The 13,880-nt window shown below is 58.3% G+C and carries 15 protein-coding genes, 1 pseudogene and 1 riboswitch; of the genes and pseudogenes, 3 read left to right on the forward strand and 13 right to left on the reverse strand.

Features of this window, described 5'->3' with window-relative positions:
* Position 1: 1 nt before the first annotated feature.
* From KAJ71_RS11405 to KAJ71_RS11460, 12 genes are read right to left on the reverse strand one after another with little or no spacing between them, the layout of a single operon-like run.
* Positions 2-715 carry a cobalt-factor II C(20)-methyltransferase gene (locus KAJ71_RS11405; RefSeq protein WP_248945840.1) on the reverse strand — a complete coding sequence of 238 codons (714 nt, stop codon included), beginning with the start codon at positions 713-715 and terminating at the stop codon, positions 2-4.
* Positions 712-1,509 carry a sirohydrochlorin cobaltochelatase gene (gene cbiK, locus KAJ71_RS11410; RefSeq protein ID WP_248945841.1) on the reverse strand — a complete coding sequence of 266 codons (798 nt, stop codon included), beginning with the start codon at positions 1,507-1,509 and terminating at the stop codon, positions 712-714. Before cbiK ends, KAJ71_RS11405 begins: the two co-directional genes overlap by 4 nt.
* Positions 1,506-2,297: a cobalt-precorrin-6A reductase gene (locus KAJ71_RS11415; RefSeq protein ID WP_248945842.1), complete on the reverse strand. Its 792-nt coding sequence runs from the start codon at positions 2,295-2,297 to the stop codon at positions 1,506-1,508. Before KAJ71_RS11415 ends, cbiK begins: the two co-directional genes overlap by 4 nt.
* On the reverse strand, positions 2,294-3,019 hold the full coding sequence (locus KAJ71_RS11420; RefSeq protein WP_248945843.1) for a precorrin-3B C(17)-methyltransferase: 726 nt from the start codon (positions 3,017-3,019) through the stop codon (positions 2,294-2,296). Before KAJ71_RS11420 ends, KAJ71_RS11415 begins: the two co-directional genes overlap by 4 nt.
* Positions 3,019-4,074 carry a cobalt-precorrin 5A hydrolase gene (gene cbiG / locus KAJ71_RS11425; RefSeq protein WP_248945844.1) on the reverse strand — a complete coding sequence of 352 codons (1,056 nt, stop codon included), beginning with the start codon at positions 4,072-4,074 and terminating at the stop codon, positions 3,019-3,021. Before cbiG ends, KAJ71_RS11420 begins: the two co-directional genes overlap by 1 nt.
* A complete protein-coding gene (locus KAJ71_RS11430; protein ID WP_248945845.1) occupies positions 4,055-4,834 on the reverse strand; it encodes a cobalt-precorrin-4 methyltransferase in 780 nt (259 codons plus the stop codon). Before KAJ71_RS11430 ends, cbiG begins: the two co-directional genes overlap by 20 nt.
* A complete protein-coding gene (locus tag KAJ71_RS11435; protein ID WP_248945846.1) occupies positions 4,827-5,396 on the reverse strand; it encodes a decarboxylating cobalt-precorrin-6B (C(15))-methyltransferase in 570 nt (189 codons plus the stop codon). The genes KAJ71_RS11430 and KAJ71_RS11435 overlap by 8 nt, the downstream gene beginning before the upstream one ends.
* Entirely contained in the window at positions 5,386-5,991 is a 606-nt protein-coding gene (locus tag KAJ71_RS11440) for a cobalt-precorrin-7 (C(5))-methyltransferase (RefSeq protein ID WP_248945847.1), read from the reverse strand. Before KAJ71_RS11440 ends, KAJ71_RS11435 begins: the two co-directional genes overlap by 11 nt.
* The gene (gene cbiD / locus KAJ71_RS11445; RefSeq protein ID WP_248945848.1) at positions 5,988-7,127 is read right to left on the reverse strand and encodes a cobalt-precorrin-5B (C(1))-methyltransferase CbiD; all 1,140 of its coding nucleotides are present in this window, start codon (positions 7,125-7,127) and stop codon (positions 5,988-5,990) included. The genes KAJ71_RS11440 and cbiD overlap by 4 nt, the downstream gene beginning before the upstream one ends.
* The gene (locus KAJ71_RS11450; protein ID WP_248945849.1) at positions 7,124-7,756 is read right to left on the reverse strand and encodes a cobalt-precorrin-8 methylmutase; all 633 of its coding nucleotides are present in this window, start codon (positions 7,754-7,756) and stop codon (positions 7,124-7,126) included. The genes cbiD and KAJ71_RS11450 overlap by 4 nt, the downstream gene beginning before the upstream one ends.
* Before the next feature lie 11 nt (positions 7,757-7,767).
* A complete protein-coding gene (gene cbiB, locus KAJ71_RS11455) occupies positions 7,768-8,724 on the reverse strand; it encodes an adenosylcobinamide-phosphate synthase CbiB (RefSeq protein ID WP_248945850.1) in 957 nt (318 codons plus the stop codon).
* Positions 8,721-10,103: a cobyrinic acid a,c-diamide synthase CobB gene (locus tag KAJ71_RS11460; RefSeq protein ID WP_248945851.1), complete on the reverse strand. Its 1,383-nt coding sequence runs from the start codon at positions 10,101-10,103 to the stop codon at positions 8,721-8,723. The genes cbiB and KAJ71_RS11460 overlap by 4 nt, the downstream gene beginning before the upstream one ends.
* Positions 10,104-10,212: 109 nt before the next feature.
* Positions 10,213-10,405: riboswitch (cobalamin riboswitch) on the reverse strand.
* Positions 10,406-10,709: 304 nt separating this feature from the next.
* Between KAJ71_RS11460 and cobD the strand changes: the two genes are divergently transcribed.
* On the forward strand, positions 10,710-11,783 hold the full coding sequence (gene cobD, locus KAJ71_RS11465; RefSeq protein WP_248945852.1) for a threonine-phosphate decarboxylase CobD: 1,074 nt from the start codon (positions 10,710-10,712) through the stop codon (positions 11,781-11,783).
* Entirely contained in the window at positions 11,776-12,636 is an 861-nt protein-coding gene (locus KAJ71_RS11470) for a GHMP family kinase ATP-binding protein (protein ID WP_248945853.1), read from the forward strand. The genes cobD and KAJ71_RS11470 overlap by 8 nt, the downstream gene beginning before the upstream one ends.
* Before the next feature lie 102 nt (positions 12,637-12,738).
* On the opposite strand, the gene KAJ71_RS11475 is transcribed toward KAJ71_RS11470, so the two are convergent.
* Complete coding sequence (locus KAJ71_RS11475; RefSeq protein ID WP_248945854.1) at positions 12,739-13,488, reverse strand: PA3715 family protein; 750 nt, start codon at positions 13,486-13,488, stop codon at positions 12,739-12,741.
* A gap of 246 nt (positions 13,489-13,734) precedes the next feature.
* Between KAJ71_RS11475 and KAJ71_RS11480 the strand changes: the two are divergent.
* Positions 13,735-13,880, forward strand: a pseudogene (locus KAJ71_RS11480) (IS5/IS1182 family transposase); the annotation flags it as partial.

A 13,880-nucleotide genomic window follows, 5' to 3' on the forward strand; every position in this document is an offset into this window, starting at 1 on the left:
GTTACTCCTTGGTGAGCCAATGTTTGTTCACTACCACGGTAGAGAAATAGGGTAATGGCAGATCGGCAGCAACCTGGTTCAGCCGCCGCCAGCACTGCTCCCCTGGCAAGGAGGCCTCCGCCATCAGTACCGCGTGCTCAAACAGGTTCAGGCGAGCCAGCAGCGACTGCACCAGCGGCAGACGGCCATACACCTTCATCAACACCACGCTGTCGTGCGTCAGTAGCGCCTGCTCCAGCTCGGCCTCTGGCGCAGTACAAGACATCACGGCCAACGACTGCGATTCCATAGCTAATGGCAGCGCAGCACGGGCAGCAATCGCCGCAAACGAGGTGACGCCCGGCACAATCTCCAGCCATTCCGGGCGGCCAAGACGCGCCAACAGAAACACCCAGGTGCTGAATAACATGGCGTCGCCCAGGGTGATAAATCCCACCAGTTTCCCTTGCGCGACCTCCGCCTCAAGCTGCTGGGCCACCTCATCCCACACCGCTTGTTTTTCACTGTCATTGCCACTCATCGGGAAATGGCAGGTGCGGATCTCGGTATGCGGCAGCAGATATTCCCGCACGATCGATAACGCCAGGCTGTCGCCCCCTTTTCGACCGGCTGGAGCATACAAAACATCCAGCTTCCCCAGCCGCCGGGCGGCACGCACGGTGATCAGATCGCTGGCCCCAGGGCCGACGCCCATGGCATACAGTTTTCCGCTCATTCCACCGCCTCCAACTCACTCTGGCACAGCGCTGCGGCCAGATGATCGGCAAACATCTGGCGGATCAGTGGGTTCTCGCCCAATCCTTGCAGCCAGCTTTGAGTCTCGATACCGGCTGCCGTAATTTGTGAGTGCCAGGAATCCGGCTCATCCGAGGCCATATCATTGATGGCATGATCGCCAGCCACTAGCATCAGCGGCATCAGATGCACCTTGCGTACCCGTTGTTGCTGCAAACGGGCTATCACCCCGTCCACTTCCGGATAGCTTTCAACCGCCCCCACCAAGGCCGGGAAGTTCTGCGCCGTCATCAGATGGTCAAGACAGGCATAGGCAGAAAACGAGTGATGGCTGGCCCCATGCCCCATAAACACTACGCGCTCGTCGGCGGCCAGCGGTGGCATCTGCCCGCGTAACGCCAACAGCAGTTGCTGATAATCGTCATAACCGGTGAGTAACGGCTTGCCCAGCACCAGTCGCTGGAACAGCTGACCACAGGCGCGCACCTGGTTTGCCACTTTTTCGTACTCATCGCCGTTAATGATGTGCAGCGACTGGATGGCAACATCCTGATAGCCCGCAGCCGCCAGGCGATGTAATGCCTGTTGTGGATTGTCGATCGACAAATCATCGCGTTGGCGCAGCTTGCGGATAATCATTTCAGAGGTAAAGGCGCGAAACAGGTCGCGGTCACCATTGCTGGCGGCCAACTGCTGTTCGCAGGCTTCGATATTTTTTTGCCGGGTACTCTCGTAACTGGTGCCAAAACTGATCACCAACAGCGCTTTTTTCATCCTGTTTCTCCTTGTGATTGTTGCCAGCCAGACAGCCGCTGGGCAAAGGCTTGCAGCGAGTTGACCTGTTCGCCCCAGCCTTCACTTGCCAACGGCTGCGGGCGGCGCACGACAATGCAGGGAATGTTCAAAGCCAGGCTCGGCTCGACCTTTTGCAGATAACCGCCTTCATTCCCGGACTCTTTGGTGATCACCACGTCCGGCTGGCAAAACTCATACAGCGCGCGATTGAACTGCGCACTGAACGGGCCGCGCAGGGCGATAATGTTGTCGACCCCTAGGCCCAGCGCTTCACACTGCGCCAGCACCTCAGCAGTGGGTAACACCCGCACCAGCAGCACTTTTTCTGGCAGCCCATACCGGTAATCCGCCAACTGTTTGCTGCCAGTGGTCAACAGCACCCTCGGTCCCAGGCTTTGGGCCAATTGGCAGGCTTGGGCAACATCATCAACCTTGTGTAATAACGGATGGGATAACCGATCAATTTCACTGGGCCGCTGGTAGCGGGTCAACCGCACGCCTTGCCGACGGCAGGCCGCCAGCACGTTCTCGCTCAGCGCCGTTGCGTAGGGATGAGAAGCATCGATCACCCAGCGAATAGCGTGCCGTTGCAGATAGTTTGCGATCTCGTCGCTATCCATGCGCCCGACCACCACTTCGCCGAGAATGTTACCCGCCAGTTGCCGCCCTGCCTCACTGGCCACCGACAGGCTATAGCGCTCCCCCGCTTCATCGAGCAGTTGGCAGATTGCACGGGCATCGCTGGTGCCGCCGAAAATATGGATCACAGGGCATAGCCTCTTGGGGTGATCATCAGCCCGTTGCGGCAATAGGTGGTGTGGTTGCCCACGATCACCAGGCTGGTCATGTCTACCGGGGTGAAGTCCATCTCACCCAGCGTCGTCAGCCACTTCTCCTGTTTTTTACGTCCCGCCGCTTTCACCACGCCAACCGGCGTAGCGAGGGATTTATGCGGTTTCATCAGTTCAAAGGCGCGGGCCAGATGCCCTTCCCGGCCACGGCTGCGTGGGTTGTAGAAGCAGATCACAAAGTCGGCCTGCGCGGCGGCAATAATACGTTTTTCGATCACTGGCCATGGGGTCAGCAGATCGCTCAGGCTGATATGGCAGAAATCATGCATCAGCGGCGCACCCAGCAAAGAGGCCGCAGCGATGCTCGCTGTGATCCCCGCCACCAGCTTCACCTCCAGATCCAGCTGCTGCTGACCTACCAACTCCAGCACTAGCCCGGCCATGCCGTAGATGCCGGCGTCACCGCTGCTGATCAAGGCAACCTTATGGCCAGCCAAAGCCAGATCGATCGCCGTCTGGCAGCGCTCAATCTCCTTACACATGCCGGTTTTGATCACCTGTTTATCCCCGGTCAGGGACTTCACCAGATGGGTATAGGTTTTGTATCCAACGATGATTTCCGCTTCACGGATCGCCTCAATGGCGTCCTGAGTCATCATCGTTTCACTGCCCGGCCCAATGCCGATTACGCTTAACATCAATGTGACACTCCCAATGTCATGGTGATCCCTTGCTCACGCAGGGTATCGCCAACCAGTTTTCCTGCGCTCATCAGCCAGGCCACCGGCTGTGAAACGCTACCGACGCCGACCGTGGCGCGCACAAACTCAGAGGCCGGAAAGCGCCGTTCGTGCTGGCGCAGCTCGTCGCTACTGAACAGCTCGAACGGTATCCGCCGCGCTTGCGCCAACTGCTGCAAGGCGAGTTCGTCTTTTTTCAGCGTGACGCTGCCGATCGCCCGCAGCGCCAGAGGGTCAAAATGCTGGTCTGCCAACTGCCGTTCCAATAGCTGAGTCAGCAGCGCCAACGAGGTACCCCGGCGACAACCGATGCCCACCACCACCCGGCGTGGCACCAGCTTGTAGACCAGCAGCGGTAGCTCAGGTAAGCGATCGCGCAGGCTGACGCAGACCAACGCATCCAACTCTGGCAACGCTTCCAGATCGGCAACAGCGACAAAACCCCGGGTATCGCAACGCGCCGGCTCATCCCGCAAAGGTTCATCCCACCACAGCCCAACCCGTTGCCCGCTAACCAGCAGCTGGTTAACGGTTTTCACCGCCAGGCGAAAATCCGACATCCCGGCATCTAACTGCGCCGCCAGCGTATCCAGCGCGGCCATCTGATTGACATCGGTGGCAGTGGTGATCACCGGATCGGCCCCCAACAGCCCCGCCAACCTCAGCGTCAGGGCATTGGCCCCACCCACATGACCTGACAGCAGGCTGATCGCATGTTGCCCACGCTCGTCGATCACCACCACCGCCGGATCGGTCAGCTTGTCCTGGATCAGCGGGGCAATCACCCGCACCGTCAGGCCGGTAGAACCGATCACGACCAGCGCCGAATAGCGGCCGAATGCTTCACGCAGCGTCGCACCAAAGCTGGCGTTAAACGGCAGGAAGCCGGGGACCAGCAGCTTTTCACTGGTAAAACAGCTGAGCGGCAGTTGCGCCTGCAAACGTTGCGCCAAGCGCACACCGTTCGGCGTCAGGCAAAAAACTGCGATGGACTCAGGCTTGGCGATATTCATGGCTGAACCCTGCATCGTAGAGGCGGGAATAGTGGTATTCCTCCCCCAGAAAAGCGCCCACCAGGATCAGCGCCGTTTTGCGGATGGCGGCATCGCGTACCTGCTGGGCAATATCCGTCAGCGTGCCGCGCACCGTTTGGCTCTCTTTCCAGGTGGCCTTATAAACCACCGCAACCGGCGTCTGCGGGGGATAGCCACCAGCAAGCAGTTGTTCCACCACCCGATTTATTTCCTGCACGGAAAGAAAAATCGCCATCGAGGTCTGGTGGGCGGCAAAGGACGCCAACTGCTCCAGCGGCGGCATCGGCGTACGCCCTGCGATACGGGTAATGATTAGGCTTTGCGCCACTTCGGGAACGGTATATTCCACCCCCAACTGGGCGGCAGCACCAAGGAAGGCGCTCACACCTGGCACCGAGACAAAGCCAATGCCCTGTTCCCCCAGAACCTCGCCCTGCTCACGGATCGAGCCGTACAGCGAGAGGTCGCCGGTTTGCAGCCTGACCACCAGCTTGCCAGCGCGAACGCCATCTACCATCAGCGCGATAATCTGCTCCAGCGTCAGCCCCGCGCTGTCGTGCAGTTCGGCCTGGGGTTGGCAATACTCCAGCAGCTCGGTATTAATCAGCGATCCGGCGTAGATCACCACCTGCGCCTGTTGCAGCAGCCGGTAACCCTTCAAGGTGATCAATTCGCGATCCCCCGGCCCCGCACCGACAAACCAGACTTTCTGTGTGTCCCAATGGGGTTGCTCAGACATCGTTACCTTCCTTGTAGCAAGAGATGAGATAGGTCGGATTGTTGGGTTTGAAGTAGTGGCCGCTGCCTAACGACGTCAGGGCCGAGTACTGGATCTGCTCCCCGGTTATCGCCGATACACCGCGTGTTTGCAGGCAGGCCAGCGCCTCGCTGAGGTTGTTGAGTAAAATAAACGTCAACACTAGGCGGCCGCCGGGATGCAAGCGCGCCAACGCCCAATCGATTAGCTCCGTCAGTTGCCCACCGCTGCCACCGATAAACACGGCATCGGCCTTGGCCTCCAGAGTCATAGGTGCCGTACCGGCCACCACGGTGACGTTTTCACACCCCAGCCGCTGGCGGTTTTCCGCAATCAACGCCAACGCAGCCGGGTTACGTTCAATTGCGGTGACCTGCAAAGCAGGGAAACGCAGCGCCGCCTCCAAAGCAACACTGCCTGTGCCAGCGCCGATGTCGATCAGGTGCCGCGCGTTGGCCAGTTCCAACCGTTCCAACGCCAATAGCCGTACCGTTTCTTTGGTCATAGGCACCCGCTGACCACGTAAAAAAACGTCATCTTTCATTGAGGATCACCACTGCGTTGATGTCATAGCACTGCGCCACTGCCTCGGGTCGTAGGCGATAAATACGTTCCGTGGGCAGCGAAAGGTTTTCACCGATAATCAGGCGGCGCGTCAAACCGCGCTGCAAAATGGCGTCTGCGATAGCTCGCGGCCCGATGATGGCATCGGTCACCATCGCCACCTTGTCGTGCTGCAACAGCCAGTCAAAATCCGGCGTGCGGCCGTGGCTGCTGGTGAGATAGATATCGTTCATGTCCAAGGGGATTTGCGCGCACAGATACTGGATCGCGCTGATCCCGGGAATAATGCGCAGCTCGGCGGGTGAGAAATGAGCAGCCAGCCACTTGCCAATGCCGTACAGCAGCGGATCGCCAGAGGCCAGTACCACGATGTGCCGCTGTGCCATTGATTGACGTAGCCAGGCCAGCAGTCCGGCCAGATCGGCATCCAGGCGCCGGGTGTTATGCTGTGAAGTCGCAAAGGTGTCCAGATGACGAGCGCCCGCCACCAGCACCTCGGCGGCGGCAATAATCGCCTGTGCCTCTAGCGTCAGGAAGTGACTCTCGCCGGGGCCAACGCCCACCACGGTGATCATCGCATCGCCTCCACAATCTCCTGCACTGGCCGGTTGCTGCCCAGGATCTGTTGGTCAAACGAGAACAGAATGGCATCGCAGCCAGGGAGATGAGAGCTAAAGCGCAGCATCTCCTGCACCCGCTGGCATATGCGTTGTGCAATACGCGGGAACACCTCCTGCCAACCCTGTTCGCTAATCAGTTCCAACGCCGCCTCCGTGGTATTGCATTGCTCCACCTGCCGCAGCAGCTCAACGGGTGCCCCCATCAGTGCCAAATGGGCGATCAGAGTTTCCATTCGCCCATCGGCAATATGGCTATGGGTGTGAAAGATCCCTGCCGCGACCTTGATCAGTTTCCCTGGGTGGCCAACCAGCAGCACCTGGCGGAATCCCAGCCGCACCGTCTCCTGCAGCATGTAGCCGACAAAATTACTCATAGTCACCACCTGCTGGCCGTCCAGGCCCAACTGTTCGCGCACAAAGCGTTCTCCGTGGTTGCCCGGCACCAGGATCACCCGGTCTTGCCCCGCCGCCCGCTTCATCTCCAGTTCGAGCGCCAGCGAACGTTTCCAGCTCTCTTCCGACATCGGGGTGACAATCCCGGTAGTGCCGATGATCGAAATCCCCCCGAGGATGCCCAATCGACCGTTGTAGGTTTTGCGGGCGCGCTCAATACCCTCCGGAGCAAAAATCTCAACCAGTGCGCCCCGCTGTGGGCCGATCGCTTCCCGCACGGCAGCTTCGATAGTTTGACGCGGCGTACGGTTAATGGCCGCACTGCCTACCGGCAGGCCAATCCCTTTACGGGTAACGGTACCAACACCTTCGCCTCCCTGTAGCAGGATCTGCTGATGATCTTGCGTTAGGCTAACGCGGGCGAAAATCAACATGCCGTGCGTGGCATCCACATCGTCGCCACCGTCTTTACGGATCGCCGCCGTGGCCTGCTGCCCTTCAATCAACGGCTGCTCCACATTCAGATTGAGCGTCACACCTGAAGGCGTCACGATCGAAACCTGATGGATAACCTGCTGGCGCAGCACCATCAGCGCAGCCACCTTCGCTGCCGCCGTGGCACAAGAGCCGGTGGTATAGCCTTTGCGATAACGCTTGCCCTGGTGCCAAACGCTGTCTTGCAGCTCTACCGCATTCATCTCCCCTCCCGCAGGTGATACAGCGTGGCATTGATAATAGCGGCGGCAACGTTACTGCCGCCCTTACGCCCACAGGCAACGATGCTGGGCAAACCGCTGCTTTTCAGCGCCGCCTTGGATTCCGCTGCCCCAACAAACCCCACAGGCACACCGATGATCGCCGTCGGCTCGGCCTGCTGTTCCAACAACCGGAACAGCGCGGTAGGCGCATTGCCAAACACAAACAGCTTTTCCCCGCTTTCCGCCAGCGCGATATCCACAGCGGCCATTGAGCGTGTGATCCCCTGAGCCTTAGCTGCCGCAACCACTCGCGGATCGCTGATATAGCAGCGGCATTCGCATCCCAGCTTTTGCAGCAGGGCTTTGTTGATGCCGGATAGCGCCATCGTGGTGTCGGTATACAGCGTGCAGCCACGGCGTAGCCCATCGATTAACGCCTGCATCACCTGTGGCGAAAACCAGAGAATATCCAGCCAGTCGAAATCGGCGGTGGTGTGGATCACCCGTTTGATCACCGCTTCCTGCCAGGCATCGCTAAAGCGGTAGTCTGGCCGTTCATTGGCGATGATCTCGCCAATTATCTGGAAACTTTGCTGTTCAATACGTTGTGGTTGTTTGAGGTAGTCCATGATTGTCCCTTTCAAGCGCCAAGCCACAGCAGGCGCAACGCTGCAAACAGCAGCAGTGCCAACAGCGAGGTTGTCATCATCAGGCGCGTGCAGCGGGGAATATCTGCCAGTGCGATCTCCCGGCGCGCCTCACCGATCCACGGTTTTTCGACCCGCTGACCAAAGTAATCATTGGGGCCGCCAAGCCGCACTCCCAGCGCCCCGGCCACCGTGGCTTCCGACCAGGCACAGTTGGGGCTGGTATGCTGATAGCGATCACGCCAGCCAATGCGCAGCGCCTGGCGATAGTCCAAGCCGTTCAGCCGGGCCGCACAGCTCAGCAGCAGCCAACTGAGCCGGGCCGGTAGCCAGTTGGCGAGGTCATCCATCCGCGCCGAAACATAGCCGATAGCGCGGTATTTCGGCGTTTTATAGCCCACCATCGAGTCGAGGGTGTTGACCACTTTATACGCCATCGCCAGCGGTGCTCCACCGAGCAACAAGAAGAACAGCGGCGCAATCACGCCATCCACGCTGTTTTCCGCCACCGTCTCCACCGCCGCACGGGCGATTTGCGGCTCTTCCAGCTGCGAGGTGTCGCGCCCGACAATCCACGACAGCTTTTGGCGGCTCTCCGCGATATCGGCATTTTGTAACGCCCGGTAAACCTCCATCGCCGCCTGTTCCAGGCAGCGTCCCGCAAGCAAGGTGTAGATCAGCCAGACTTCCGCCAGCCAACCTAACCACGGATGAATATGCCCCATCAGCGTTAAAAAGCCCCAACTGACCAGCCAGACCAGCCCGACAACGGCCAGCCATAACACCCCACCACCAAACTTGAGAGCCGGTTCGCTATGACATACCCGGCGGATAGCCCGTTGCAGTAAGGCGATCAGGTTGCCGATCCAGCGCACCGGATGCGGCCAGTGCGGTGGATCGCCGAGCAGGCTGTCGAGCAGAAAGGCAACGAGCCAGGCCAGCAGCGTCATAGCGCACGCCTCGCGGCCATCAGCCAGCGGTCGAGTAATCCAGGCCGCTGGGCAAAATGCACGTGCAGGTAGCTGGCCTGAGTCTGTTCAAGCTGATATCCCCCTTGCCAACGCTGAACGGCTACTCCGTCGCGCCATTTGGCACAGTCAAACGCCGGGGTCAGTGCGGTGGTAAAGTCGGAATAGTGAAACTCATGGCCAAGCAGCATTTCGCCACGGGCCGCCAGCAGGGTGTCGCTACGCGCTTGCCACTGGCAATAACCGAAACGGGTCAGGCTGCTACCCATATGGCTTTCCCCTGGCAGGATACCGCTCATCCGGTGGCGTACTCCGGCGCTGTCGGTCAAGCCGTTGCCGAGGTACATCAGGCCACCGCACTCGGCATACATTGGGATTTGCTGATGGTGGGCGAGCTGCAATGCGCTATGCATGTCAACATTGGCCGCCAGCCGGGCCGCATGCACCTCGGGGTAGCCACCGCCCAGGTAAATCATCTGGCAATCGGGTAAACGACTATCGTGCAGTGGGCTGAAACGTTGAATGCGTACGCCCGCCTGCTCAAGCAGATCGAGGTTATCCGGGTAGTAGAAATTGAAGGCTTCATCTTCCGCCAGCGCCAAGGTCAACCCTTGCGCTAACGCGGGATCGGGTAGCCGTGGTGGCTCACCAGCCGGTAGCGACGCACAGACACTCAATGCCAACAGGCGATCGATATCGATAAACGCCTCAACCTGCTGTGCCAATCGCTGCCAACGCCGATCGTCCGTCAGGCTTTCCTGGGCGGGCACCAACCCCAAATGACGGGATGGCAAAGCCACTTCTTCCAGCACCGGCAAACGCCCCAGCACCGGCACCCCGCAATAGCCCTCAATGGCCTGGCGGATCAGTTGGTAATGCGTTTCCGAGTTGACCCGGTTGACGATAACCCCAGCCAGTTTTAATGCGGGATCAAACTGACGAAAACCGAGCACGGTCGCGGCCACCGAGGTCGAAACGGCTTTGCCATCGACCAGCAGGATCACCGGGCAACCCAGCTGCTTGGCCATCGCTGCGCTGCTGCAATAGTTCGGATCGATGCCGTAGCCGTCGTACAGCCCCATCACGCCCTCGATCACCGCCACATCGGCGTGGTGCATATGCTGGTTGTATAAACCGTTGAGCGTAGCGGCAGGCAGCATAAAGGCATCCAGATTGCGTGAGGTCACGCCGCTGACTGCGCTATGCCAGCCGGTATCCAGATAGTCGGGGCCGACCTTGAAGGGTTGCACGCGCAGGCCACGCTGCTGTAACGCACGCAACAGGCCCAGCGTCAACGTGGTCTTGCCACAACCGCTGCCGGTACCCGCGATAAGCACTGCCTTGTTGCCCGTTGATTGCATAAAAAAATCCCGGCCTGGCGGTCGGGATTTTGGGCGTCAAAAAGATACGGCCGTGCAGCGCCAATGGCCGCACGTATCCAATGACAACCCACTTCCCACCGAAGGAGTTGAATGTTCCAACCAACTGGCCGGTCTTCTGGCTTAGCGTCATCCTCATCCACTCCTTCCCAATCCGTAGATCAGTGGTCACAGTGAACTCGTCGGCATCACAGCAGCGGGGGCTGCGGGGGAGTTACACCCCCTTCCCAATCACAACCTGAGTCTCGTCAAGTTGCAGGTTATCCAGTTGGCAATAATCGTTTTAATGCTGTTAACAATATGCCGAATATACGCCAGTTAATTGATAAAAAAAGGTCAAGTTTATTGCCCACCATAAAAATTGCAGCATTCCAGAGAGTTCATTGATCTCAGACAATTAGCGTTGCTTTTATTACACGGTTCGCCTGCGTAACTTCATATTTTTGAGATAAAAACGGCATCGTGGTCAATGGCAAGACACAGTAAAAAATCCAACACTGCGCATAGACTTCAATGACGGCGATTAACCGCCATTCCCTTGGCAATGTTATCCTGCACGCAGACTTGAAGTGGGGGGAGAGTAAAACCGTGAGTGAACATGGTGGTAACGTACTGGAAATGGCGTTGAAAACCGGCCTGGAGCCAGGCGAGATCATTGATTTCAGCGCCAATATCAATCCATTGGGCATGCCTACCAGCCTGAAGGCGGCGATTATCGAGCATTTGAACAGCGCCGAATGCTATCCCGATGTCGAATACCGGCGTCTACATGCGGCATTGGCGCGGGTTCATCACTGCCTGCCGGAAAATATCATGGCAGGCAACGGGGCCACCGAGCTGATTTACGCCATCGTCAATCGGCTGCGCCCCCGCACGGCGCTGCTCCTCACGCCGGGATTTGCCGAATACCGCCGGGCCTTGCAGCGGATTGACTGCCAGATCGCAGACTTCCCACTGGATGAAGCCGGTGGTTTTCAACCCGATGAGCGGCTATTGCAGGTGCTGGCCGAGCGCCAGCCGGACTGCCTGTTCCTGGCCACCCCCAACAACCCCACCGGGCTGATGCCAGACCCTACGCTATTACAGGCCATTCTCGCCTGTTGTCGCCAGCACAATATTGCGTTGATCGTTGATGAAGCCTTTATCGATTTTATGCCGGATACGCCGGGGCTGATCCCACAAATGGCGGAGTATTCCCGCCTCTATATCCTGCGTTCGTTGACCAAATTTTTCGCCATTCCCGGCCTGCGGCTCGGCTATCTGGTCAGCAGCGATCGCGCTGCTCTGCAACAGATGAAACAGCTGCGCGAACCCTGGACCATCAATGCCTATGCAGCACTGGCGGGTGAAGTGATCCTCGACGATCACAGCTACATCCAGCAAACTCACCAATGGCTGGCAGAGCAGCGAGCGTGGCTGTTTGACGCGCTAGCAGCCTTGCCACAATTGCGTATCTGGCCAGGGGCGGCGAACTATATTTTCCTGCGCTGCCTACGCCCCGGCTGCGATCTGCAACAGGCGTTATTGCAGCACTGCATCCTGATCCGCCACTGTGCCAACTACCCCGGTCTTTCTGCCGATTATTATCGGGTGGCGATCAAGAGCGAAGCGGCCAACCGTAAACTGGTCACAGCGCTGCAACAGGTGCTGACGGATGGCTGAGGCGAAATGCCCCGCCTCCTGCGGTGAGCTGATCCAGGGGTGGATCCTGGGCGGTGAAAAGCTGGTGTCCTGCCCGATCAACTGGTTTAGCCACGTCTGCGTTAGCGACGGTAAACCCAGCGACCATGAGCGCCCGTTGATGCGCCAAATGCTGCTCAACGTGCTGCAACATATTGGCATCCCCGCCAGTGCGGCCAAGGGGTTACGCATTGATTTCGACTCCACCATTCCGCTGGCGAAAGGCATGGCCAGCAGCACCGCCGATATTGCCGCAACCGCCCAGGCCACGGCGCGCCATTTCGGCTACAACCTGGATGAAAGCACATTAGCCACGCTGTGCGTCGGGCTGGAGCCCACCGACAGCACGCTGTTCCGGCAACTGACGCTGTTCGATCATCAAACGGCGGCCACCCAAATCCCCGGCGCATGGTTGCCAAACATCGATATTCTGCTGCTGGAAAGCCCGCAATGGCTGAATACGGCCGATTACCACCGCCGCGACCGTCGCCAAATCCTGTTGGGCCATGCCGACACTTTGGCACAGTCCTGGGCGCTGTTTTCTCAGGCGATGCAGGATCGCGACCATAGCAAGCTGGGTGAGGCCACCACGCTCAGCGCCCGTGCCAGCCAGCAGTTATTGCCTAAACCCAGGTTTGACGATCTACTGACAATAGTGGAACACAGCGGAATTTATGGCCTCAACGTGGCGCACAGCGGCAGCGTGGTCGGGTTGCTGTTTGACGCCGTTCTGCACGACTGCGAACATCTTAGCTGGTTGCTGCAACGGCGGCTCATCAACGACGATTATCCCCAGCAGCACCGCCTGCGATTGATCCACGGTGGCGTACGTTGAGGGGGCTGCAGCTTACCTTCGCTGGGCGCGTTGAGATCGTGGCGGATAAAGGACAGTTCGTAGAAGCAGATTTTTTCATGGTTGCTAACGACCAGGCACGGATTAAAAACGATGATCGAGCAGCTTATCCTGTTCGACCGGATACGCTTTACCATCGAACTTGAGCTCAATGCGGGTCTTGGCAACGATTTGGTTGCGCTCCACGCAATCCGGCCCTTTTTTGCTCGATTCCTTGTGCGTCGCCAAGGTCTGTATCTGCAGATCCTGGAAGCCGTTGTGCGCACGCTTGCCAAGCGCCAATGCACGATTGGTCACGACGAAATCCCCGGCACACTGGCCATCCCACTCACCACCATATTCATTCATGGTGAGATTATTGAGCACCAGAGTTAATTGCTGCTCTTGCAGGGTATAGAGGTTAAGTCGTTCGATGCTGATGGGATTAACCGAAGAGGATCCCCGGTGATCAAAGCGCACCCCGAAGGCACGAAGCGTGGGGGACAGCTGGTAGCGCGCAGTGTCGATGGTCACGCTGCTGGTATAGATCGCGTCATCCATAATCGCCTTGGGATGATATTTGCTGGCCAGCACCTTGCCGGTCTGGCTATCGACCACCAAAACGACAACGTCATAGTCGGTAAAGTCGGGTTGGGCCTCTTCCCTGGGCTCCAGCATCAGCACCGCAATGGTTTTGTCCGGGGCATAGGGCCACACCTTGCAGGTGGAGAGTTCGGTATTCATGGTCGTTTTGACGGCGAAGGGTTTAGCCAACTCGGCAAGGAGGGGCTGGCAGTCAGCCAGAGAAGAAAAAGAAACCAGGCATAACGCCAGTAAACCACTAACCCTGTTCATGACCACATTCCCTTGTTAACAAGCGAGACAATGATTAGCAGTGAATCTAATCAAAAAACGCCCGCTAATCCAGCCGCTTGTTATTTTTTGAGATAAACAGGGGAGATTGCTGGCAGCTATCGCGCCCCACTGCCAACAAGCAAGGTGAATTTATTGAGGGCCTCAGAGGGGCTTTGTTGAATAAATCGAACTTCTAACTGCAATCAGGATCAGATCACCACATTCCTGATCCTGTAGCGGTTTCCCGTGGCAAAGCAAAAGTTCAAGATCACCAACTGGAACGCCTACAACAAGGCTCTCGTCAATCGGGGTTCACTGACATTCTGGCTTGATGAGTCGGCTATCCAGGCCTGGTACGACGAGCCAAAAACCGCTTCACGAGGGCGTCCACA

This window comes from Serratia silvae, from assembly GCF_023282985.1.
In the GTDB taxonomy this organism is placed as follows: Bacteria; Pseudomonadota; Gammaproteobacteria; order Enterobacterales; family Enterobacteriaceae; genus Chania; species Chania silvae.